The following is a 24717-nucleotide window of genomic DNA, read 5'->3' as shown; positions in this document are numbered from 1 at the left end:
ATGCCCACCCCAACCCGCAAAAAAACCGCTTCCCCAGAAGGAAAAGCGGTTAACACTCACAGCTTACACGCTAAATTTAGACAATCGTTCTTTAAGCTTGGATGAGGCATTCTCCAGTTTGGCGGAGAGATTGACCAAATATTCGCTTACGCTCTCCTGCTCGCCGGTGAGGGATGCCACCTCCTCGGAGGTGGCAGAGGATTCTTCCGCAAACGAGCTGACATTGCCAATCGTCTCGGACAGCACTCTCTGCGAGTGGTTCAACCCGTCTATCGACGATGACACGGAATCCAGCCGGGTGATCAGATGATTCATTTGACCCTGCACGCTGATGAAGATCTCGCTGGTGTTCTGTACATAGGTCATCTGTTCTCCAAACAAAGGTGCCACCTCGGATAATGCGGCTACAGTCTCATGCATGTCATTCATAATTCTGTCGGTGATCTCAGCCACTACTGCAATGGAACGCTTGGACTGTTCAGCCAGCTGACGGATTTCATCAGCGACCACGGTGAAGCCTTTGCCCGCTTCGCCTGCCCGGGCTGCTTCAATAGTAGCATTAAGGGATAAAATATTGGTCTGCTGGGTAATGTTCTGCATGACCTCAAGCACCCGGATGACTGACGAGGTGGTATCCTTGAGTTCATTGACCTTAATCACGAGCTTCCCTGTCCTATCGCCGGTCTCTTGCGTTCTGCCCAACAGCTCCTGCAGTTTGACGACACCCTCTCTGCTGGACGCCTCCACGCTATGTGCGGTCCCGCCAATCTCCTGGGCCGCAGCAATCACCGCATCCATCCGCTCGGAGATCTGGGCGGTCATCTCATTTCCGCGGTCTGCTTCCAGCGCCAGATTCCCTGCACCGCCGGCAATCTGTTCAGTTGCTGCGGCAATATCCTGTGCGGCTACAGCGGTCTCGCGGGATGCATTGCCCAGGGCATCTGCTGTCTCCAGCACTTCACGTGCAGTTTCATTGGTGTGCACGACCAGCTCTGTGATCCGTTCCATCATCATGTTGAAGGAGCCTGACAGCTGGCCGATTTCATCATTCGAGACTACCTTTGTACGCACACGCAGGTCACCTTCTGCCCCTTGGAACATCAGGTCCCGCAGGTGCGACAGCGGCCGCGAGACCATCCGTACCATCCAGAAGCCAATGAGAATGGCGATGAGTGCAGCGGCAGCCACTGCTATGTAGGTGGTGTTAAGTATACGTCCCGCATCCTTAATCAGATTCTCGGAAGGGACAACGCCCAGCAGTCTCCAGCCCGAGCTCTGCAGCGTACCATACACGGCAAGAATGGATTTGCCCTTCTCATCTTTGGTCGGCAGGGACCCTGTGCTCTCGCTGAGTCCCTTGAACAGGGTGCCGCCCAAGCGAAGATACGTGTCTGTCTCCTCATGCTGGGAAGAGGCAATCATCTCATCTTTGGTAGTCAGCAGCTGGATATAAGAGTCCATCCCCAGATCGACTTTGCTGAGCTGGCTGGCCAACTCCGTAGTCTTGATGTCACAGACAGCTATGTATCCTGAGCTTCCGGCTTCCCCCGCTACGGATTTGGCGAAATGGACCACGCCTTCTGCTTCCCCTTGCTTCAGTGCCTCGGTAATCCACAAGCCCTGCGGCTTATCCTGCAGCTGCTTGTACCACGAAGCTTTGCGGACACCCGCCAGGAATTCATTGTCCACAGCCCCCGCTGACGCGGCAGGCAGAGCTTCATTTAGAGGAATCAAATAAACCGCTTGCACATTAGTAACTGCAGTGAGCCAATGGTTCAACTCGCCACTGATCACAGCGGCATGTTCCATACCCCCGCCTGCGGCAGCAGTACTTTCTTCTGAGACTGCCTGCTGAATATCCTTGTTGTAGAACAGCTGTCCCAGATTATCTTCAAAACGCAGCAGAGTCACATCAAGCTTCTCTGCCGTTTGCTCGACTGTCTGCTGATTCGCGGACAGTGCATTGTTCTCGATAGTTTGTTTGGCAACAGAGTAGGATGTATAGCCCAAAGACAGAACAATTCCCATCGTCGCAACGAAAAACACGAGAAAGAGCCGCACCCCCAGCGACTTGGAGGGATGCAGCCGAGTTAGAATACTTTTACCGCGAACTGTTGACTTGCTCAAAAAATCACCGCCGGATCTGCTGTATTCTTGTAGGGAATGATTTCCGCACAAGGCCAGTATTAATAATATACCATCAGATCCTTTATCGCTGTGATTTTGTTGTATGAGATGAATGCTGCCTTATTCGGCCTAGATTCGATCTAGATTTTACCCAAATCCGCATCATTGCCAACCTCTTCATGGGTGTCGATCATGTAGTTGATGATTTCCTGCACTGTCGTATATGCAACACCTACATAAGTGTCAGCCGCCCAGTAGTAGATTGCAATGCGGCCCGTTTCGGCATCATTCAAGGTCGCGCACGGGAAGAGCACATTGTTCACGAAACCGCTCTCCTCATACCATTCTTCCGGCGTAAGTACGAAGTTCTTGGAGCGGTATTTGACTCTCGACGGCTCGTCTCAGGCTTCCCACGCAATTCCCTCTTGAAAACATTCATAAAAAGCGTTATAACTTAATTGTATTATTGTTATCATTAAATAACAATAACATAATAACAAAATACAAATAAATTATTATTTTTCCTGGGCCAATGATGCAGCGGAGTCTTCCATGGAGCTGATGAAGAGGTTTACCGGTGCGAATTGGACCGCCATCGCATTCAGCGCACTTCAAGCTACCCCGCAATCTACAGAAATCCCTTATTGGTCGGAACCTACGGTCAGTGATGAAGAGGTACGCTGGGCCATCCGCCAGGCAAAATCACTTGAACTGAAGGTTTGCCTGAAGCCCATTGTGAATTGTGCAGACGGCAGACGGCACATGGCGGGCTCATATCAACTTCTTCGACAAGGATGTTCCCTGTGAGCCGAAATGGTCAGAGTGGTTCCGTTCCTATACAGCCTTTATCCTTCATTATGCTGTACTTGCCGAAGAGAGCGGCTTCTAGATGTTCTGTATCGGCTGTGAGCTGGTCCAGCCGGACCGGCAGTGCCGCCATCCCGAATGACTGGAATCTCGAGGGCGGCCCGGATCTTGAAGAGCAAAGCCGGTTCTACCTTGCCATGTTCGGCGCCTGCGGGAAGCGGGACTGGGTATGGGCCTTCATGCTGTGGGATTGGCCGGCACAGCTCTATCCGCTGGACGAAGCTGCGGGCAACGATGATTACTGCATGTACGGCAAACCGGCGGCCGGCATTATCGAAGCGTATTACGGTTCCAAGACGAAATCCTTGTCTACCCTGTAGCCGGATTTCAATATCTACCATTACTGTTTAGGAGTGAACAACCACATGACGAAATCGCCCCTGATTTGGCGGAATGAAATGGAAGCAGAGCTGAAAGACAATATCCTCAGCTTCTGGATGAAGCATACCCTGGATGAACAGCATGGCGGATTTGTAGGTGAAATTGACAACCAGATGAATACCAATCCGGAGGCCGGAAAAAGCCTGGTACTGAACGCACGGATTCTGTGGACGTTTGCGAGCGCTTACCGCATGTATGGTGACGCTGAATATCTGACTATGACTGAACGGGCCTACGCCTATTTGCTTCAATATTTCACTGACACCGAGTACGGCGGCTATTACTGGATGGTTGATGCGCTGGGAGCCCCTTCCGAACGCAAAAAACAGATCTACGGCCAGGCTTTCGCCATCTATGCCCTGGCCGAGTTCCATCATGCCACCGGACGCCAGGATGCGCTTGATCAGGCTGTGGCACTGTTCCGTCTAGTCGAGCAACACGGATATGATCCGCTTAATAAAGGTTATATCGAAGCCCTTTCTGAGCAGTGGCAGATGACTGAGAATTTAAGCCTCAGCAGCAAGGACATGAATGAGAAGAAGTCGATGAACACCCATCTGCATGTGCTTGAAGGCTACACCGGCCTGTACCGCGTGTGGAAATCCGAGGAGCTGCGGGTCCGGCTGGCTGAGCTGATTGAGGTTATGCTCCTCCACATCATTGATGCTGAAGGCAAGCATTTCCATCTGTTCCTGGATGAAGAGTGGAATATCAAGTCCGACCATATCTCCTACGGCCACGATATCGAAGGCAGCTGGCTGCTGGTTGAAGCGGCTGAAGTGCTTGGGGATGAAGAGCTGCTGCACCGGGTGCTGGCAGTTGCATTGTCCATGGCCGAAGCTACATTGGCTGAAGGCATTGACACTGACGGCGGAATCTGGAATGAAGCCGATCATAATGGGCTGCTGGATAAGAATAAAGACTGGTGGCCGCAGGCGGAAGCAATCGTGGGCTTCTATAATGCCTACCAGCTATCCGGAGATCCACGCTTCCGCGAGGCTGCCGAGGCAGCTTGGACGTTCACTAACAGCTACATGGTCGATCATACATTAGGCGAGTGGTTCTGGGCCGTTGATGAATCCCTGCAGCCGCTGGAGCATGCAGCCAAGGTCAGTGCCTGGAAATGCCCTTATCATAACAGCAGAGCCTGCTTTGAAATGATCGGAAGATTGACAACAACCTCAAAGGAGACTAAATAATGAGCACATTATTCAGAGAACGCAAGGCGCAGTTAACAGAACGGTATGAATCACTGATTGCCCGCAAAAATGAGAAGGTTCCCTTTGGCAACGGTACCTATGACCGTTATCGGTACCCGCTGCTCACTGCAGAGCATGCGCCGCTGATCTGGCGTTATGACTTTAACCCGGCAACCAATCCTTATTTCGCTGAACGGATCGGCGTGAACGGCATCTTTAATCCGGGGGCTATTGAGCTGGACGGCAAGTTCTACATTGTGGCCCGTGTCGAGGGGAATGACCGCAAATCCTTCTTCGCTGTGGCCGAGAGCGACAGCGGTGTAGACGGCTTCCGCTTCTGGGATCATCCGGTTGTCCTGCCGGAAACTGAAGATCCGGATATCAACGTCTACGATATTCGTCTGGTGAAACATGCCGACGGCTGGATCTACGGCCTGTTCTGCACTGAGCGTAAAGATCCCGCTGCCCCGCACGGTGATCTGTCCAGCGCAGTCGCCCAGTGCGGGATCACCCGCACTAAGGACCTGAAGACCTGGGAACGTCTGGCTGACCTCAAGACCGGCTCTGCCCAGCAGCGTAATGTAGTGCTGCATCCTGAATTCGTAGACGGCAAATATGCTTTCTACACCCGCCCGCAGGACGGGTTCATTGATGCAGGCTCCGGCGGCGGCATCGGCTGGGGATTGTCCGATACTATTGAGAATGCTGTAATTACCAGCGAATCCATTATGGATCAGCGTTATTATCATACGATCAAGGAAGTGAAAAACGGCCAGGGCCCGGCACCGGTCAAAACCCCTCAAGGCTGGCTGCACATCGCCCATGTTGTCCGCAACACTGCTGCCGGACTGCGTTATGTACTGTACGCATTCCTGTCCGATCTGAATGAGCCGAACAAGGTTACCCATGCTCCCGGCGGACATTTTATCGCTCCGGACGGTGAAGAACGCATCGGCGATGTATCCAACGTTGTATTCTGCAACGGCGTAATCGCCCGGGACAACGGAGACATCTACATCTACTACGCTTCCTCCGACACCCGGATTCATGTAGCTACCACTTCAGTAGAGCAAATGCTTGATTATGTGCTGAATACTCCTGAAGATCCGCTCCGCACTTATGCCTGTGTCCAGCAGCGCATTGCCCTGATTGACCGGAATCTCCAGCTGTAATTGCAGCTGTAATTGCAGCTGTAATTCCGTCTGAAGGAAGAGCTCATGAAGTGTCTCTACCAGTAAAAAGGCAGTACCTGCAGAATGATCTGCCGGTACTGCCTTTTATTCGTTTGATCCGCTGGCTATAAGGTATTCAATAATTCGGTGACGTATTTAACGACAGTCTCCGGTCTGTGTATGGGGATGGAATGCCGGGGATCTTCTTCGGTAATATGCTGTACATTTGGGGTCAACCTGGCTAAGCGCTGCTGGCCTAGCTTCCATTCTTCATCCGGACTGCCCGCGCTAAGCACTGTAATGGGCAGCTTGCTGCTTAGCGGCTCTGCCGCCTTCAGCTGCAGGGCACTCTCTTCCGCGCAGAGCAGTTCCGCATATGCGGCCCGGTAAGCACTCTTACGGTATCCCAGACTTGAGGCGTTTTTTTGGATAGCTGCCGGGAGTCTCCGCCCTCCTACAGGCCTTCTTAGCAAACGGGGAATCCCCGCAGGCGCGAACAGATAACCTAGCTTATATTGCCGTCTGTTCGCCTCCCGCTGCTGTTTTCGGCGGTTGCTCATTTCATCCGTAAGATAACGGCTCTCATGTACAGCATCAACCAGCAGGAGCCCTTCCACTTCATCCGGATATTCCCCCGCAAAACATCTCACAATCATACCTCCATAGGAGTGGCCCACCAAAATATAGGGAGGCTTGCAGTCCATTGCCTTCAGCAGTTCCCTGAGCTCGCGGACGTATTTCCTGCAGGTTGCACTTTCCGGCTGGCTGCCGCTCCCGCTCCACCCCAGGCCTGCCCGGTCATATGAGACTACCTTGGCATACTGCGACAGCTCCGGCTGCACCATGGACCAGTCCAGGGATGATCCCCCCATACCCGCTTCCAGAATTACGGTGTGGTCTCCCTTCCCCATAACTTGGGCATGAAGGCAGACATCCCGCACAGGAATCATTTCTCCAGGGGGCTTGTAGGTTAGAGCATCACGTTTCGTAAGAACATATTGAACGATGGACAGCGGTGAACAGATTATTGAAATGAACCGGTGCAGAGCCTGCTCGTTCTGCGGAATCGCGGCCATGTGTAACGTCACACCCTTCTCTTAACTGATGTCCAAATTATATAGGCGTGTGCTCAGACCAAAAAGAGAAACTATAACCGGGACATTTCCTATTTTAGTACAACAATTATACCTTCGCTGCTTACTTATGCGTCTCCATTCTACGGGTAGCGAATCGAGTGTAACGGAAACGGCGTGTTCAGAGCAGCAGTTAACGCGCGGATAACGGACAGCGGCTCAGACGCACTGATAATTCCAACTATACTCTTGGTCCAGCCACCGAATCCCGGTGGACAATGTCGGCAGCAATCAGGATCTTCTCCAGCGGTGCGGCAGGATTATGGATACGGTTCAGCAGCTTCTCTACAGCCGCCCGGCCCATTGCCTCTTTTGGAACATGTACAGTAGTGAGCGGGGGAACCCCCCGTGTGGCGTCCTCAATATTGTCAAAGCCGGTTACCGAAACATCACCCGGGATCGCAAAACCTTCTGCTTTGAGCAGATCACTAATGGTGAGCGCAATGAAATCATTGGCACAGACTAGCGCGGTTGGCAGACTTTTGGTTTTCTTGCGTATGTGCATCCATTGCTTAAAGCTCTCATCAAAAGTGCCATCATCCATTCCCTCCAGCTGCAGCATTTCATCATCACCGGCAGGCGTCCTCATTCCATTCTCTTCCAGGGCGCTGCGGAAGCCGATCCAGCGGTCTCGGAAGCTGCGGGAATAGCGGATATTTCCGATAAAATGCAGCTCCGTGTGTCCCGTGCCCATCAGATGATTGCTGAGCCGGGTCATGCAATCCGTATTATTGGCGAATACCGTATCACTTGGAATAAGCGGATCTTCATGGTCAATCAGCACCATCGGCAGGCCGATACGGTGCACCTCCAGCAGCAGTGAGGTCGAGATCTGGCCCACGCCAATCAGCCCGAGCAGTCCGCTAGGGTTGAGAATATTGACGAAGTTATCCGTCCGGTGCTCAGAGACTATGACCATGCCCAGACCTTCCTGGTCCAGCGCAAGTGCAATGCCGTCAACAATCTTCCCCCAGTATAGGGAATCCTGGGTTTGCGAACGGATATTAGGCATAAGCACCAGGACTGACTGTTTGTTCCGGTCACTGTCCACAGGCTGCGGAGGGCGTTTGATACTTTGAACATAGGCATTCTTTTGAGTGAAGTAACCTAATTGCGAAGCCGCCTGAATGACCCTCTCCCGGGTAGTTTCGTTGACACCGCCTTTGCCGGACAGGGATTTGGACACGACAAACTTGGAAACGCCGAGATGGTCGGCGATTTTTTGCATAGTGACTTTCTTAGCCATATATAAGACCTCCAGATACTATTCACGGTTTAACATAACGAGTCTTTATTCAGTGTTGCTAACTTTTTCGGAAATCATAACTTTTAGCTAACAAAATTATTATACGGGGTCGCAAACCGATGTACAAGCATAAAGAAACCGCTCCTTCCCGGATGGAAAGAAGCGGCGGAATGCAACATATATATGCCCGGAACGATTCAATTTGTTATTGTACGTTGCCGAATGCTTAGATCTTAAACAGGGACAGCTTGCTCTCCAGCTGTGTCGATGCACTCTGCAGCTTACCGGACAGCGATACGAGCTGATCACTAACATTCTGCTGCTCATTGCTGAGGGAAGCAACTTCTTCAGAGGTGGCCGAAGACTGCTGCGCAACCGCACTTACATTGCTCATGGCATCGGACAACACGCCTTGGGAATGATTCAGGCTGTCGATGGCACCGGTGACCGATTCGAGGCTGGTAATGAAGTCTTCCATTTGTCCCTTCACCGATACGAAGATGTCACTGGTACTCTTGACTGAACTCATCTGTTCCTTGAACAGCGGGGCCACTTCTGACAGCACTGCTACTGTCTCATCCATTTCAGCCATAATCTTGTCTGTAATGCCGGCAACCAGGGCGATAGACTGCTTGGATTGGTCAGCGAGCTGCCGGACTTCACCGGCAACCACCATGAACCCTCTGCCTGCTTCACCCGCTCTTGCCGCTTCAATCGTTGCATTTAGAGACAGGATATTCGTCTGCTGGGTAATATTCTTCATTACATCCAGTACCTTAATCACGGAATATACCGTGTCCTTCAGGTTGTTGACCCGGTCCACCAGTGCGCTTGTCATCTCACCGGTGCGGCCCGTCTGTTCCAGCAGCGCTTCGAGCTGGCTGGCACCGTGTCCGCTGGCTTCCCCTACTCCGCGGGCGGCCTGATCCATCTCGGAATTAGCAGCAATCACACTTTGCATCTGCGTAGCAATTAGATCCGTCAGTTCATTGCCGCGTTCCGCCTCCTGTGCCAGACTTCCGGCCCCGCCAGCAATCTCTTCTGTAGCAGCAGCAATCTCCTTGGCAGAAATCGCAGTCTTGCGGGAAGCGTCGCCCAGATCATTGGCTGTTTCAAGCACCTCTCGCGCAGTTTCCGTTGTCTGGGCAACCAGTTCGGTGATCCGCCCCATCATCAGATTGAAAGAAGCGGACAGATCTCCGATCTCATCCTTCGAGACATACTCTGTACGGACGCTAAGGTCACCCTTGGCCCCCTGAACCATAAGATCCTTCAGACGTGCCAGCGGCTTGGCAATCATCTGTACCATCCAGAAGCCAACCAGAATGGCAAGCAGAGCTGCAGCTCCAGCCGCTATAAATGTTGTGAACAGAATCGGAGTGGCAGCTTCAACCAGCTGGCCGGTAGGAACAACTCCGGCGAGCTTCCAGTCTGCCTTCTCCATCGGGTTGTACACAGCCAGTACATGTTTGCCGCTCGCATCCTTGGCTTCCTGACTCTCGCTGTTCTTCTTGCTCTCCATAATAAAGTTAAGCTCTGACACCTTGCCGTCCTCTGCCGGTACGGAAGAAGCAACTACCATTCCTTCCGGTGATACCAGCTGAATCCGCGAACCGTCCCCAAGCTTCACGCTCTCGAAGGCTTCTTCAAGCAAAGTGCTCTTAAGCTCAAGCAATACAACATAACCTGCATTCGAGCCCAGGTTCTTGAGCGATCTGACCATAGCGATATTCTTGCCGCCATCGCCTTTAACGGAAGTCGGGAACCAGTAGTTCTGTGCGGACTTCGCTTCCGAGGTATAGTAAGGCTCATACGAGGTTGAATTTTTGACAGCAGTCTTGTACCATTCCTGATCTCTTAAGCCGTCCATGGTAAGACCGGAGCTCCCGCTCGATATTATCGTCATCGCAGGGTCCTCAGGAATCAGTGAGATCGCTACGATATTAGAATCTGTTGTAGTCTGGCTGGAGAGCTTCTTGCTGATGGCATCTGTAGCCACAAATTTATCATAACTGCTCGCAGCAGTTGCAAGCTCATTCAGATTCGATTGCATTTGCGTATCGAAATACAGCTGAAGTGCCAAATTTTCATACTGCTTCAAGGTAATATCAAGCTTCTCAGAAGTTTGGATAATCGTCTGCCGGTTGGCTTCGGAAACATTATCCTTAATGGTATTCTTGGCTTTGTTGTAAGACAGAATCCCCAGGAACAGCACAACAATCACAATTGAAGATAAGAATATCAGGAAAAGCTTAACACCAACTGATCTCAGCGGGTTAACTCTCTTTACCTGGCGTACTGAACCATTCAGGACGTTCTTTAAAGTTAGTTTTTGAACTGCCGCTTTACTTGTTGTCTGGGTATCACCTGTTTGGCCTGTCTCAGCCTTTTGTACAACCTTAGGCTTTTTACTGTTCTTTCCCACTTTAATCCTTCTCTCTTTCGGTTTGTCTCTGTCGCTCTCCGGATTTGGAGCCCCCATTACAATCACCTGCCAATTAGATTAGACGTCGTATGTAAGCGTTACCTGTGGTATATATCGGCACAAAGGCTCATTTTTCTTAGTATTTTATAGAAATTTCTTTAAAATTTCTATGTTTTTGTCGAACTGCATTAGTATTTTGGTCTATAACTAAACCCCCTACGGGTGAATCAAACCGGAGTGTATGAAGCCCACATGCTGCATTATTTCCAGCCGGAACTTGGCAGACGCTTCATGGACACATCGGCTTGTGAGGAGGACTGAGATTCCGCTATTCGGCCAAATCAGGCAAAATCTCGCGACAACCGGACTGAGATTCCGTTAATTGTTCTGAATCAGCTCATTTGAAGCTTAGAAGAACAAGATAAAGGATTTAGTCCGATTCATCCAGATTAGGAAGTTATTTGGCAAAATGGCGGATTCTCAGTCCGCTTCAGTAAGAGGTATCCTGCTCCGGGGAGCCGCCGGAAAGTTCATTCCACATTCATCTTTCTTCAGATCCAGCCCGCTTTCCGGCGGATTCCAAGGGATTTACGCAAAAAAAGGACGCCCTTCTAGAAGAAGGACATCCCTTTAAATCTTTCTTATAACTTTATTTTCTTTTACGCATCATGTCAAAGTAAGCTACAGGCTGGTCGACCTTCATGCGCACCCGCTGCAGCGGGTGACGGGCAACATCCAGCGGATTCCCCGCCTCGTCCCACAGCTCGCCGACGGTCTGCTTGAAGAAGGTGTCATCCGGTCCGAAGAATTCCACTTCCTGGCCCGGTTTGAAGTTATTGCGCTGCTGGACAAGTGCCATGCCGCTCTCCGCATCATATTCCAGCACCAGGCCGGCGAAATCATAAGGTGCCGCTTTTTCCTCCGGCTCATAAATATGATCCTCATGATCCGGCGTATCGTAGAAGAAACCTGTATTGAGCGGACGGTTAGCAGCCTTCTGCAGCTCCTCCAGCCATTCTGGCTTCAGCACATAACCCTCGGGGTCAGCCATATAAGCATCAATCGCTTTGCGGTACGCATTAACCACCGTTGCCACATAATGGATCGACTTCATTCGGCCTTCGATCTTGAAGCTGTCAATCCCGGCTTCGATCAGGTCAGGAATACTCTCCAGCATGCACAAATCCTTCGAACCCATCGAGAACGGATTATCCTCCGGCTGATGCAGCGGCAGCTGGGTTACGCCAGGCTGCAATGCCTGAGGCGCCACTGCCTGGTCCTCTTCCGATACCCAGGTTCCTTCCGGACGGCCATCCTCGAACAGGTCGTATTTCCAGCGGCAGGACTGGCAGCAGCCCCCGCGGTTGGAATCGCGGTCTGTAAAGTGATTGGACAACACACAACGTCCGGAGTACGAGGAGCACATCGCACCGTGGATGAAGCTCTCGATCTCGATGTCCACATGCTGCTTGATCTCGGCAATCTCCTCTAGGCTGGTCTCCCGGCCAAGCACGACCCGCGGCAGTCCTTCCTGCTTCCAGAAAGATACTGCCTGCCAGTTGAGCGTGGACTGCTGGGTGCTAAGATGTACCTCAAGGCCAGGTACAAGGCGGAGCGCGGTGTCTACAATTACCGGATCGGCTACAATAATGGCCGCAATCCCGGCCTCATATAAGTTACGCAGGTATTCTTCAATCCCGGCGATGTCTTCATTGTGAGCATAGATATTCGTCGCTACGAATACTTTGGCGCCATACTTCTTGGCAAATTCAACACCCTCGCGCATTTCCTCAAAGGTAAAGTTATCTGCTCCCGAGCGCAAGCCGTATTTCTGTCCTCCGATATATACTGCATCCGCGCCATAATGCACGGCGAATTTCAATTTCTCTAAGTTTCCTGCCGGAGCCAGGAGCTCCGGTTTGTCCAGACGATAACGTTTCCCCTTGAATTGGGGCTTGGTCATGGTTCCCATTCCTGTTCTCCCTCCTAATTGTCGCAGCTACTGCAAGATTGAACGGCCGGCATTTGGTGTGAAGGCGCAACTGCGGGGAATGTTTGGACTTCCGGTCGCTGTTGTCTGCAGATTTCTTGATTTATACCGCTTAGCGGTGAAATCCGCCGACAAAGGCGAACGCTGACGCTCCTCCAGTTCAAACTTCCCCTCCGCTGCTTACACTATAATGTAGCCTAGACAATCCATTGCAAAAGCTGAGACAATGCTTTTTATATATTTTAATATACCTGTTCTTTGTAGAAGAAGCCGAACGACAGTTCACGCTCAGGGTCCTGCAGCGCCCGGATCTCATCCATCCAGGCCTCATCGTAAGCATATCCGGCGGGATCGGCAGCATACAAGTCAATGGCATGGCGGTAAGCCTTAACTACGGCAACGTTATAAGCTACCGGCTTCAGCAGCCCTTCAATCTTCAGGCTGTGCACGCCAGCCTTCAGCAGGAAATGCAGATCCTCAAGGATACAAATATCGTCCGAGCTCATAATATGTGTTCCATTCTCATCCTCATATATCGGGAATTTCTCATTCGGCCGTTCTGCTTCTATCAGGAAAAGCCCGCGCTCCTTGCCCAGACTGCCACCATCACCCGGACGTCCCTGATGAGACATGTAACTGGCTACCAGCTTACGCTTGGAATGATAAATATTCGTCATGCCATGTACCTGGACCTGGGCCTCTACTTGCAGATGAGGCACCATTTCGGTCATTTCGTCCATATTCAGCTCACGTGCCAGAACGACCCGCGAAGCTCCCTTACTGCCCCAATAATTGGCTGTGGCGTAATTGGTAGAGGTCATTTCTGCATTCCAGTGCAGCTTCAGCCCTGGCGCTTCCGCCTTCACAGCTGCCAGGACAGCAGGGTCTCCGAATTCGACCCCGTCTACACCCAATTCGCCGATGGCTTTGATGTAAGCAGGCAGTTCTTCCAGCATTTTATTGGAGATCAGCCCGTTTATGCTTACGTACACCTTACCGCCTGTATCATGTGCAAGCTTTACAGCCGCTGAAGTATCTTCCAGCGAGAAATGCCCGGCGAGCCGCATGCCGAAACGGTCATCCCCGATCAGCAGCGCAGTTGCGCCTGCCGCAAGCAAAGCTACCGCTTCTTCCAGCGAGGCTGCTGTCGCCAGCAGCTCCGGTTTGTTATTCATTGTGTTACCTCCTGTGCCTATTGCATCAATACTATTGTAGCGCTTTTCCTACTGATTTTGTTTGCTTTTTTCGATATTGGCTAAATGTTCCTTGTAGGTCTTGGCAAATAAATGCGCCTGAGAGCCATCCTTCTTGGTGACATAGAAGAAATATTCCGATACCTCAGGAGTCATTGCGGCTTCAATAGAAGCAAGCCCCGGGCTACTGATTGGTCCAGGCGGCAATCCTTCCTGCTTGTACGTATTATAAGGGCTGTCCACCTTCAGGTCCTTCTCGTAGAGCCGTTCCTTCTGCTTGTCCAGTAAATATTGGACCGTAGCATCAATCTCCAGCTTCTGGCCCTTGTCCAGTCTGTTATAAATGATACCGGCGACCAGCGGTCGTTCCTCGTTCACTACCACCTCACGCTCTACGAGCGAAGCAACCGTCATCAGCTCATGCAAGGTAAGCCCACGGTTCGCCAGCTTCGCCTTCCACTCAGGGATCGTGTCCAGCTTCTTCACCAGCTGCTCCAGCATGGCTTCAATGACCTCCTGCGGAGTACTGTCCTTGGCCAGCTCATAGGTTTCCGGGAACAGATACCCTTCAAGACGGTGCCGCAGCTCCTTATTCTCCGGGATTCCTAAAGTTCCTACTGCCTCAAGGCCCGCACCTGAATCAATCAACTGCAGGAACACCTCTGCCTTCTGATTCCACGCTTCAGCCAGCTTATCTGCAACCTGAGTCGCCGTGTACCCTTCGGGTATCGTGAATACAACGGTATCTTCCTTCACGACATCCCCTGCATTCATCCGGCTGATCAAGGTATCATAAGAGTCCCCCGGGCTCACGTTATAATTTCCTGCCTTGAAGCTGGAGCCTTCCTGGACCCATTTTAGATACCCTTTAAAAAACAATCCGTTCTTGATGATTCCCTTCTCTTCCAGCAGGTCAGCAATTTGTGAGCTTCCCATACCCTTCTCTATTGTAACCGTCACGGCCGGCCCTGCGGGCTCTACCGGCTGCATTCCATTCCAGATATACCATGCTCCTCCCCCTGCAGCAGCTGCAAGGACAAGGATTATAATGAGCACAGTGCGGATCACGGCTTTCAAATGTTACGCCTCACTTTCCGACTATAAAGTATAAAATTGTATTGTCTTAAATTCAACATATTTTTATTTTCCTGCATTCCAAGCAAAAAGAGCGCGGAAAAAAATCCGCCCTCTTCCGTGCTAATGCTATTGGATTATTCGGTGTCTTCAGCCGGGAAGGTAAGCTCATCGTACAGCTCGGAAACATCCTCCCACTCTTCATCGTCCATAATGCTCTCCAGTTCAGGAAGCCCGTCAGGAGAAACCACGATCCGCAGAATTTCCTGCTCCGCAGCTCTTCCAGAACCGGCCAAAACAGCATAAGCACGATCACCGACAGCAAATTCAGCAATAATATCGTAAACGGAAGACTTGCCCTGCTCATCTTCCAGTTCTACTGTTTCTCCGTATACCTCTTTAAGCTTCGAAGTCCATACCGCTTGATCAGCGGAAAAATCAGTCATTCTCCGCTCCTCCATCCAGCTCGTCTACCAAAGTATTGAAGGTTTCTTCTACAATCGCCCATTCCTCGTCATTCTCAATCATGAACAGCTGCAAGTCGTCGCCGTCTTCTTCGTAACGGAACGCATAGACTTCATCAGTCTCTTCATCCTCAGAATCAAGTGGAACCACCATCATATACTTCGCATCCGATCCGTCGACTTCAAACTTCATGATGACCTCAAATTCCTCTTCATTACCTTCCTCATCAGGAATATAGATAATTTCCGGTTCTTCTTCTTGGCCGATCTGCTCGTTTGTCATATCCGCACACCCCTCACCTTTTACTGTTAGCATCCAAAAAATTTTGCAATATCAGGGCTGCGGCCATTTTGTCCACAATCCCCTTGCGTTTCTTCCGACTGACGTCCCCTTCAATCAGCACCCGCTCAGCAGATACCGTCGTCAGACGCTCATCCCAAAGGTGTACGGGTAAATCAAGTTGCTCCCGCAGCTGGTCTGCGAATTCGATGCAAATTTCACCACGGGGTCCTACTGAGCCGTTCATATTCTTCGGCAGCCCAACGACAATCTCACCGATTTCGTACTCCTTGACCAGTTCACGGATACGGTCGAATTCGTTGCCGTTTCCGCGCCGCTCAATAGTCTCCAAAGCCTGCGCTGTCCACCCGAAAATATCGCTTGTGGCGACACCGATTCTGCGGTCGCCGTAATCCAGTCCCAGCTTCTTCATCATTTCGGCTGGTCCACCCGATGATTGGCCAGATAGAACCGGACCAGTTCCTCAATCAGCTCATCACGTTCTTTTCTCCGGACCAAACTTCTCGCATTGTTGTGGCGCGGAATGTAAGCCGGATCTCCGGAAAGTAGATACCCTACGATCTGGTTGATCGGATGATATTCCTTCTCCACCAGCGCGTCGTACACGGCGAGTAAAATTTCCTGGGGAGAAGCTTCCTTTTCGTCGCCCTTCACATTGAATTTGACCGTTTTGTCCATGGAGTCCATTTGTGACACCTTCCTTCTGCAAAATCACCCCGATTCGGGCGGCTTCGCAAAGTTGCTGCTGTACAGCTTACTTGCTGCCTTCATCATAACATATTCATGGCCCAACGAGGAAATCCTGCCACTGTAAAAGCGCTTTTTTTGGTATTTTATCTACAAAAATAGATGTTTTTTTGGGTTTTAAGCTATTGCAAGCCCCGGGTCAATAATGAATAACCCCAAAAATTATACATTTTGTGAATAAAGCAGCGGTACTGATATGTTGCCCTCAGTACCGCTGTATCTTTATCCGGGGAATTTCTCAGCTATTTCAGGCAATCCGTTAAGCCAATGCAGCTACAAGCTCTTCGGCCTTCTTCAGGGCTTCGCCCAGCTTGGAGGCATCCTTGCCGCCAGCCTGTGCCATGTCCGGACGTCCGCCGCCGCCACCGCCGCAGACCGCAGCGATTTCTTTGACCAGCTTGCCGGCGTGGAAGCCTTTCTTCACCAGGTCCTGCGGCACAGCAACCACAAAATTCACCTTGTCATCCATTACTGCGCCGAGCACCAGTACGGCATCCGGAAGCTTGGATTTCAGTTCGTCTGCAGTCGAGCGCAGAGCATCAATATTGCCGGCTTGCACGGATACTGCCAACAGCTGCGTGCCACCGCCTACTGTAATCACACTGCTGGTCAGCTCAGCTGCAAAGGTTGCGCTCAGCTTGGACTGCAGCGATTCGTTCTCGCGGCCCAGCTCACGAACCTGGGCATGCAGGGCTTCGATCCGCTTAGGCACATCCGTCAGCGAGGACTTCAGCAGTGCTGCCGATTGCTTCAGCAGATCCAGCTGGCTCTCCGTGAACTGGTAGGCGTAGCGGCCGGTCACCGCTTCGATCCGGCGCACACCGGAACCAATGCCGCTCTCGCTGAGCAGCTTGAAGATTCCGATCTGCGATGTATTGGCTACGTGGCATCCGCCGCACAGCTCCAGGCTGTAGTCGCCGACCTGCACGACACGGACGATATTGCCGTATTTCTCACCGAAGAGGGCCATCGCTCCCATAGCTTTGGCTTCATCAATCGGCTTGTTCTCAATGACAACATCGAGGCCGCGCCAGATCTGGGCGTTCACGCGTTGTTCGATATCGCTGAGCTCCTCCGGAGTGATGGCTCCGAAATGCGAGAAGTCAAAGCGCAGGCGTGAGCCTTCTACTAAAGAACCTGCCTGGTTGACATGGCCGCCAAGCACTTCCTTCAGCGCTTTATGCAGCAGGTGGGTTGCCGTATGGTTCTTCACGATATCCTCACGCTCGGCACGGTTCACTTCCGCACGGACTGTATCTCCAACCTTCAGGTCCCCGGCTTCGACAGTAACCAGATGCACATGCTGGCCATGCGGAGCTTTGAAGAGTCCGGTAACCTTGGCAGTCACAGAGCCGCCGGTCAAAAGTCCGGTATCGCTCACCTGACCGCCGCTTTCAGCGTAGAATGGAGTCGTTTCAAGGATAACCTGGCACTGGGCGCCTTCACTGACGACATCAGCAAGTGCGCCGTCAACTACAATCGCCAGCACTTTAGACTCGGTTACCGTGTCATTATATCCAACAAATTCACTTTTAACCGTCAGCTCGGCAAGTGCTCCGCCCTGGATCTTCATGCTGGCGCTGTCCTGGCGGGCTGCTCTGGCGCGGTCACGCTGCTCCTGCATCGCAGTATCGAAGCCTTCACGGTCTACCGTAAGCCCCTGCTCGGAAGCGAAGTCCTCTGTCAGGTCGAACGGGAATCCGTAAGTGTCATAGAGCTTGAACGCATCAGCACCTGCAATAGCACTTAGGCCGTCAGCCTTTGCTTTGGCACTGATCTCGCCCAAGATAGCAAGACCATCGGACAATGTTTCGTGGAACCGTTCTTCTTCCAGGCGGATGATTTTGGCAATATATTCACGGTTCTCCACTACGGAAGGATAGTATACACCCATAACTTCGCCAACCGTCTCCGTCAGCTCGTGCAGGAACGGACGATCAAGTCCAAGTGTCTTGCCGTAACGGACTGCACGGCGGAGCAGACGGCGGATGATGTAGCCGCGTCCTTCATTGGAAGGAAGCACGCCGTCACCTACCGCAAAAGTAACGGTACGCACATGGTCGGCAATGACTTTGAGCGCAATATCCTGTTCAACATTATCCTTGTAGGTTACACCGGCAAGACCGGCAGTCTTCTGGATAATCGGCTGGAACAGGTCGGTGTCGAAGTTGGAGTCCACATCCTGCAGAATAGAAGCGAAGCGCTCCAGACCTGCGCCGGTATCAATATTCTTGTTAGGAAGCGGTGTGTAGCTGCCGTCCTTGTTATGATTGAACTGCGAGAACACGAGGTTCCACACTTCCAGCCAGCGTTCATTCTCGCCGCCCGGATACATCTCAGGATCACTCATATCACTGCCGTAAGCCTCGCCGCGGTCATAGAAGATCTCCGAGCAAGGGCCGCAAGGTCCTTCACCGATGTCCCAGAAGTTCTCGTCGCCCAGCTTGATGATGCGTTCTGCAGGCAGACCGACTTTTTCATTCCACAGCTTGAACGCTTCTTCGTCCTCTGCATACACGGTAACGGAAATCCGGTCGCCATCAAAGCCGATCCATTCCTTGCCGGTAAGGAATTCCCAAGCCCAGGTAATCGCTTCTTCCTTGAAGTAATCGCCGATGGAGAAGTTACCCAGCATCTCGAAGAACGTGTGGTGACGGCGCGTCTTGCCTACGTTCTCAATATCATTGGTACGGATACATTTCTGTGAGTTGGTCAGGCGGGGATTCTCAGGAATCTCCCGGCCGTCGAAGTAAGCCTTCAGCGGCGCCATGCCTGCGTTAATCCATAGCAGCGATGGATCGTTGTGGGGCACGAGCGAGGCGCTCGGCTCAATGCGGTGACCTTTACTCTCAAAAAACTGCAGCCATTTGGAACGGATTTCACTTGCTTTCATCATGTACAGCTCCCGTCTCATCATTTAATGCGGCACTTTGGCCGGAAAACTCATTGTTGCCCCAAAAAGTTACCCGAAAAATCAAAAACAAAAAACGCCCCTGAATTAGATTCAGGGACGATGATTATCGCGGTACCACCCTGGTTATCGTCTTGTTCCGTGAGAACACGGACTATTGCAGACGATCGCCTTGTGCGGCTGTTAACGGGTGCCCCCCGGCGGGATTATCCCCGCACTCCGAAACTAGCTTTCTGCCGGCCTGCCTTCAAGGTTCTCACAGCCAATTGCGGGGAATCCGCAAAGGAACCTGTTCTCTGATGGAGCCATTCTCCGGCGTACTTGTTTTCATCAACGTTTTATCCGATTTACATTTTAACATTTCAAGTATAGCCAGCGGCCTGATATCTGTCAATCTCGGGCAGGAAAATTGCCTGAGCGGGGCCGGTAAGCTGTGCCAAAAAGAATATTTACAGCGCTTACATACAGGCGTATAATTCAATTTGTTCAGTACGTCGAGACGTAGCTCAGCTTGGTAGAGCGCTTGCTTCGGGAGTAAGAGGCCGCAGGTTCGAATCCTGTCGTCTCGACCATAACTAATCTGCCAGCCCCCTTGATTGTCAAGGGGTTTTTTGCACGAATATCAGGGTCCTTCCCGGCATTCTTTCTCGGCAAGTGCCACCTTCTTGATGCCCATTCTGATCTGATTCTCGGATAAATTCGAATATCCCAGAATAAATGTAGGCTTCTGAGGCATATGCTCAAGAAAGTAATCGGATGCCGGATATATCTTCACTCCAAGCCCTAGAGCCTTCGCGGCAATCCACTGCTCATTCACCATTGTATCCAGCTCAATGAGCAGATGTAATCCAGCTTCGTCTCCGAAAACCTTGACCCGGCTGCCAAACTCATGTTGCAGCGCATTTACCAGACAGGAGCGGCGGGTAGCATATAATTTCCCCATTCGGCTTACATGCTTGGCATATTGTCCTGACTGGATGAAATCCGCAAGCGCTTCCTGCTCCAGCGTAGGGGTCATCCGATCCGTAATCCATTTGATTGCCAGAAAGGGCTTTATCAAGGAAGGTGGAAGAATGGTATAGCCAATCCGCAGTGCAGGAAACAGAATTTTGCTGAAGCTTCCCACATATACGACCCGTCCAGAGTTATCCAGCCCTGCGAGTGCAGATACCTTCTGCCCTACATACCGGTATTCACTGTCATAATCGTCTTCAATAATGAGTGCTCCAGACCTTCTTGCCCACTCCAGAAGCTGAATTCTCCGGTTAAATGACATCGTCACCCCCACCGGAAACTGATGCGAAGGGGTTACATAGATCAGCTTGGGGGTTGTTGACTGTCTTTTACTGTGAAGCGCTAGACATTCATCCATCTCCTGAACACATATTCCTTCCTGATCAACCCGTACGGGAATCACTTCACCCCCTGAGTAGCTGAATATTTCCCTGAGCACGTTATGGGTTGGGTCTTCAACCAGCACCTGATCTCCTTTACTCAGGCAAAGCCTGGCGAGAATATCCAGAGCTTGCGTAGCCCCTGTCGTAATCACAATTTGCTCCGGAAGCGCCGGAATGGAGCGGGTAGAACGAACTAGCCTGGCAATCTCCTCCCGAAGTGCCAGGGTGCCTTCTGCCGGTCCGTATGTAAGCATATCAGGCGTGGCCCTCCGGCAGACCTCCGTCAAGGCACGCTGCCACCGGTCCATCGGAAACATATCCCAAGCTGGCACACCATGACGGAAATCATAAGGAACCGTTGACGGTGAGGGAAGAGCCGATACGAATTTCGGTGCTTTGGTCGACACAGCGCAATAATTGCCCGTCATACTGCCGGGGTCTGTATCTGCGCCCGCTGCGTTGACGGCAACAAACGTTCCCGCTCCTCTCCTCATCTCCAGATAACCTTCCGCCCGTAGCTGCTCATAGGATTGAAGAATGACACTGCGGGAAACCAGAATCTGCTCTGACAACAATCGCGTGGCGGGAAGCTGGTCTCCGGCTCGCAAGCACCCGCTGTGGATTGCCTGCAAGATTTGCTCAAACACCTGTCTGGATAAGGATGTATCCAAAGTCTTATCTATTGTAATTAACAATTCAGATCCCAAGTATATCCCCCTCTATCCCCTATGCGATCTTTCTCTATAAATGGATTTAAGCCTCCGGGTTTTGAAACACCGAAGGCTTGCTGTATATAGCTCTTCCTATACTTCTTGCAGTGCCGGGCGATCCTGGAGCATTTCATAGACTTGAGCAACATCCTTGTCCCCGCGGCCAGAAAGACTAACCACAATAATTTCATCCCTGCTCATGGCTCCTGCAACCTTCATCGCATAGGCGACAGCGTGGGAGCTTTCCAGGGCCGGGATAATTCCTTCCGTCTTAGATAGGGTCAAGAAGGCATTCAACGCTTCTTCATCGGTAACCGAGACATATTCCGCACGCTTAATCTGCTTGTAATAGCTATGTTCCGGGCCCACACCAGGGTAATCCAACCCGGCTGCAATGGAATGGCAGTTCTCGGCATCGTTCATCACGTAGCATCTGAACCCGTGAATAATGTCCGGCTTGCCTGTACTAAGCGGAGCCGCATGGATTCCGGTCTCGATCCCTTTTCCTGCAGGCTCTACGCCCACTATCGTGACACCAGGATCATCCACGAAGGGATGAAACAGCCCAATCGCATTGGATCCCCCGCCTACACAAGCAGTGATCAGATCAGGAAGGCGCCCTTCCTTCTGCAGAATCTGCTGTTTGGCCTCTCTTCCAATGATAGCCTGAAAATGACGGACCATCAGCGGAAACGGATGCGGTCCAACAACAGAGCCGATGAGATAGTAGGTATCTTCATAGTTCTGTGCGAAATCATTCAGCGCTTCATCCACGGCTTCCTTCAGTGTTCTGTTACCGGACTTCGCAGCCACAACCTCTGCTCCCAGCATCTGCATACGGAATACATTGAGAGCCTGTCGTTCAATATCCACCTCACCCATATAAATGGTGCAAGGGATATTAAACAAGGCACATACGGTAGCAGTCGCTACACCATGTTGCCCTGCGCCAGTCTCTGCAATAATTCTTTTGGCCTTCATCCGGTGGGCAAGCAGAATCTGGCCGATAGTATTATTGATCTTATGCGCTCCGGTATGATTTAAATCTTCACGCTTAAGGTAAATTTTGGCCCCGCCCAATTTATCCGTCAGCCGCTGCGCATAATACAACAGACTTGGCCTGCCCACATATTCATTCAGGTAGTACTGGAACTCCCGCTCGAACTCTTCGTCGTCCTTATAACGCTGAAAAGCTTCGTCCAGTTTATTAAGCGCCGCCTTTAGCTCTTCCGGAACATAGCTTCCGCCAAACTGCTCCTGATCTTCTTCGCCAAATATACCATCCGCAGTTACCTTAATAATACTCATAGAGTAACCCCCTATATATTTTTAGGTGTGCCAAAAGAAGTTCTTATAAACGAGTCTCTCATTCTATACGGTACTGTGCAATCAAACACGACTTTTGTGGTCATGCCAGGCTTCGTTATCTGTGGGGACATGCCTGGCATTTGCGACGGGTCCAGATGGAAGCCTTCAAGTCCCGGGAAGGTAATAATGTCCACATCCGCCTGAAAACGGGTCGTCATGGCCCACCACACCTCCTCTTCACTGAACAGGTTCACATCCTCATCAACCAGGATCACCTGTTTGATCATACGAAAAGACCGAAGAATCATCGTTCCCGCGCGCCTGACAGCGAGATCGTCCTCGTCATTCATTTTATGAAATTGAGCAAATAACAGCAGTTGGCCTCCCCCGGCAGAGCTGCAATAAGCATTGGTAATCCGGGAGGTCACTTGATTGCGTACATACTGGAGGACTCCGGCTTCCATCCCCACCGCTAAAAGATTGGATTGCTCGTACCCTGGACCAATCACGGTTTGAAATATGGGATGAGCTGAGGATGTGATTCCCGTAATCTTCACAACAGGCAAATGGGGGTGTGCCTGGCCGTCATATCCCAGAAACTCCGGCATGGAATGGCCCCCAGGCTCTCCTTCAGGAGCATACTCATGGGTGATTGCACCTTCCAGTACATACTCCGCTTCGGACAAGCAGTCTGCGGCAACAGATAAACAGGAGGAAACCTTGACTGGCTGTCCCCGTAATCCGCCTGCAATAGCCAGCTCATTGAACCCCTCGGGCGCTACAGCACCCGTGCAGCAGGAGGCAATGTATATAGCAGGGTCCAGACCGATATTGATGGAGATCGGAAGCGGCACGCCCATTTCTTGTGCAGCCAGGTAGAAGCCCTCCAAGTGGCGGCCCGGGACCATCCAGATTGTCAGCTCGTTGTTGCTTTTCACCCATAGCCTATGAATGGAAATATTACTGTCACCAGTGACAGGATGCTTAGCGACTACTAACCCGAGTGTAATATAGGGTCCCGCATCCTGCGTACTCATTGTAGGGATCGGCAGCCGGGCGAGGTCAACGTCCTGATGGACCACCTCCTGACAGGGCGGCTTCTCGCATTTTACGGGCTCAATAGAATGCTGTGCGGCATCCAGCAGGAAGTCCGCAATATATTGTTCTTTCGCCCCGAGAAGCATTGCACACCGTTTCCGGGTTCCAAAGATCCCCGCCAGCGCCGTCTTGTTCACAGGCATCACATGTTCGAATAACATCGGCACTCCGGGGCCGGTTGGTGATGCGACTGGAACCCCGCCTCCCTGGGCAGCATATAGAGCGGCTAATTCATATTTAGCGTCCACAGGCACCGTATACCGCCGGGGTCCTTCACCCTGTTCCGCCAAGTATACAAGGGCCGACTTCAGATCATGAACCGCGGTGCTCACACCGCTGGCTCATCTGACTGCTCACGGCTGTGCAGATATTCAAGCTGCATATCCGTCAGAACCGTAATTAAAGTCTTGTAAGTAGCCGTAGCGATCTGTGGTTCAAGACCTGCATCCTCTGCCAGCCTGGCTACCTTATCTAGTACCTGCTGAACCCGGTCACAGGAACGGACAGACTCTTCATCCGTCTTCAAGACCATAATTTTCTTAACGACCCGCGTTCTTTCAGCGAGCAAAGCCACAATCTGCCGGTCAATGATATCAATCTCTTGACGATGAAGCGCAAGGTTCTCATTCAACATTACAAATCCTCCCACTATAAATTAATATTTTCTCTTGTTTGCTCACTCGTTCTTAGGTTTTCAGCCATGGACAGGTTGAGAGTTGGAGAAGTCATGTAAGGATGACATTATTTTCTTGCAGAGCCGGTGGCGGGAATAGAGGTTGGGGGGATTGTCCCCAGCCCATGGATCGTTCCTGTGATCGCACTTTGGATATCCACACCTGTCTCTTGACGGCTTACCCTCCCATGTCACGCGGGGTCTTTGCCCTTACATTCCTTCGTTCTGCCTCTCAAGAGGTGGACGCCGTTTCTTGCTCCTTTACAGGGTCGTTGCCCTTATGGAATTAGTTCCTGCGGCT

Annotated in this window: 18 protein-coding genes, 1 tRNA gene and 2 pseudogenes; 4 read left to right on the top strand and 17 right to left on the bottom strand. The window is 51.5% G+C overall.

What is annotated here, in order from left to right; all coding sequences use genetic code 11:
* Positions 1–63 precede the first annotated feature (63 nt).
* Positions 64–2127, bottom strand: a complete 2064-nt coding sequence (locus tag R50912_RS08755) for a methyl-accepting chemotaxis protein (RefSeq protein ID WP_156123030.1) — start codon at positions 2125–2127, stop codon at positions 64–66.
* Between the two features lie 140 nt (positions 2128–2267).
* Positions 2268–2528, bottom strand: a pseudogene (locus tag R50912_RS08750) (glycoside hydrolase family 130 protein); the annotation flags it as partial.
* 100 nt (positions 2529–2628) lie between these two features.
* Between R50912_RS08750 and R50912_RS33835 the strand changes: the two are divergent.
* The 3 genes and pseudogenes from R50912_RS33835 (at position 2629) to R50912_RS08735 (ending at position 5746) form a co-directional block, all read left to right on the top strand.
* Positions 2629–3314 (top strand): annotated as a pseudogene (locus R50912_RS33835) (glycoside hydrolase family 113).
* A gap of 45 nt (positions 3315–3359) precedes the next feature.
* Positions 3360–4574 (top strand): AGE family epimerase/isomerase, encoded by a 1215-nt coding sequence (locus R50912_RS08740; protein WP_042234026.1) that lies wholly within the window; start codon positions 3360–3362, stop codon positions 4572–4574.
* A complete protein-coding gene (locus R50912_RS08735) occupies positions 4574–5746 on the top strand; it encodes a glycoside hydrolase family 130 protein (protein ID WP_042234024.1) in 1173 nt (390 codons plus the stop codon). The genes R50912_RS08740 and R50912_RS08735 overlap by 1 nt, the downstream gene beginning before the upstream one ends.
* A gap of 125 nt (positions 5747–5871) precedes the next feature.
* Here R50912_RS08735 and R50912_RS08730 read toward each other — a convergent pair whose 3' ends face one another.
* From R50912_RS08730 to alaS, 11 genes are all read right to left on the bottom strand, one after another.
* Complete coding sequence (locus R50912_RS08730; protein WP_231637807.1) at positions 5872–6834, bottom strand: alpha/beta fold hydrolase; 963 nt, start codon at positions 6832–6834, stop codon at positions 5872–5874.
* A gap of 226 nt (positions 6835–7060) precedes the next feature.
* Entirely contained in the window at positions 7061–8125 is a 1065-nt protein-coding gene (locus tag R50912_RS08725; protein WP_042234020.1) for a LacI family DNA-binding transcriptional regulator, read from the bottom strand.
* A 226-nt stretch (positions 8126–8351) separates the two neighbouring features.
* Positions 8352–10550, bottom strand: a complete 2199-nt coding sequence (locus R50912_RS08720) for a methyl-accepting chemotaxis protein (RefSeq protein ID WP_231637806.1) — start codon at positions 10548–10550, stop codon at positions 8352–8354.
* A gap of 649 nt (positions 10551–11199) precedes the next feature.
* Complete coding sequence (locus tag R50912_RS08715) at positions 11200–12522, bottom strand: peptidase U32 family protein (protein WP_042234016.1); 1323 nt, start codon at positions 12520–12522, stop codon at positions 11200–11202.
* Between the two features lie 260 nt (positions 12523–12782).
* Positions 12783–13715: a peptidase U32 family protein gene (locus tag R50912_RS08710; RefSeq protein WP_042234014.1), complete on the bottom strand. Its 933-nt coding sequence runs from the start codon at positions 13713–13715 to the stop codon at positions 12783–12785.
* Positions 13716–13763: 48 nt separating this feature from the next.
* Positions 13764–14810, bottom strand: a complete 1047-nt coding sequence (gene mltG / locus R50912_RS08705; protein WP_197073055.1) for an endolytic transglycosylase MltG — start codon at positions 14808–14810, stop codon at positions 13764–13766.
* A gap of 134 nt (positions 14811–14944) precedes the next feature.
* Positions 14945–15253, bottom strand: a complete 309-nt coding sequence (locus R50912_RS08700; RefSeq protein WP_039295631.1) for a DUF1292 domain-containing protein — start codon at positions 15251–15253, stop codon at positions 14945–14947.
* On the bottom strand, positions 15246–15554 hold the full coding sequence (locus R50912_RS08695) for a DUF1292 domain-containing protein (protein WP_036696606.1): 309 nt from the start codon (positions 15552–15554) through the stop codon (positions 15246–15248). Before R50912_RS08695 ends, R50912_RS08700 begins: the two co-directional genes overlap by 8 nt.
* 13 nt (positions 15555–15567) lie before the next feature.
* Positions 15568–15984, bottom strand: coding sequence for a Holliday junction resolvase RuvX (ruvX, locus tag R50912_RS08690; RefSeq protein WP_042140895.1), 417 nt, complete (start codon positions 15982–15984; stop codon positions 15568–15570).
* Positions 15984–16259, bottom strand: coding sequence for an IreB family regulatory phosphoprotein (locus R50912_RS08685; RefSeq protein ID WP_036696603.1), 276 nt, complete (start codon positions 16257–16259; stop codon positions 15984–15986). The genes ruvX and R50912_RS08685 overlap by 1 nt, the downstream gene beginning before the upstream one ends.
* Positions 16260–16578: 319 nt before the next feature.
* Positions 16579–19212, bottom strand: coding sequence for an alanine--tRNA ligase (gene alaS / locus R50912_RS08680; protein WP_042234012.1), 2634 nt, complete (start codon positions 19210–19212; stop codon positions 16579–16581).
* A gap of 513 nt (positions 19213–19725) precedes the next feature.
* Between alaS and R50912_RS08675 the strand changes: the two genes are divergently transcribed.
* A tRNA-Pro gene (locus tag R50912_RS08675) sits at positions 19726–19802 on the top strand.
* Positions 19803–19852: 50 nt separating this feature from the next.
* On the opposite strand, the gene pdxR is transcribed toward R50912_RS08675, so the two are convergent.
* The 4 genes from pdxR to R50912_RS08655 form a co-directional block, all read right to left on the bottom strand.
* Positions 19853–21334 (bottom strand): MocR-like pyridoxine biosynthesis transcription factor PdxR, encoded by a 1482-nt coding sequence (gene pdxR / locus R50912_RS08670; protein ID WP_042234009.1) that lies wholly within the window; start codon positions 21332–21334, stop codon positions 19853–19855.
* A gap of 96 nt (positions 21335–21430) precedes the next feature.
* On the bottom strand, positions 21431–22645 hold the full coding sequence (gene trpB, locus R50912_RS08665) for a tryptophan synthase subunit beta (protein ID WP_042234008.1): 1215 nt from the start codon (positions 22643–22645) through the stop codon (positions 21431–21433).
* 11 nt (positions 22646–22656) lie between these two features.
* Entirely contained in the window at positions 22657–24075 is a 1419-nt protein-coding gene (locus tag R50912_RS08660) for a UbiD family decarboxylase (RefSeq protein WP_042234007.1), read from the bottom strand.
* Positions 24072–24377 (bottom strand): chorismate mutase, encoded by a 306-nt coding sequence (locus tag R50912_RS08655; protein ID WP_042234005.1) that lies wholly within the window; start codon positions 24375–24377, stop codon positions 24072–24074. Before R50912_RS08655 ends, R50912_RS08660 begins: the two co-directional genes overlap by 4 nt.
* Positions 24378–24717 lie beyond the last annotated feature (340 nt).

Source organism: Paenibacillus sp. FSL R5-0912, from assembly GCF_000758605.1.
In the GTDB taxonomy this organism is placed as follows: Bacteria; Bacillota; Bacilli; order Paenibacillales; family Paenibacillaceae; genus Paenibacillus_AQ.
Note: the sequence above shows the minus strand (reverse complement) of the source record. Positions and strands in the feature narration are given on the sequence as shown.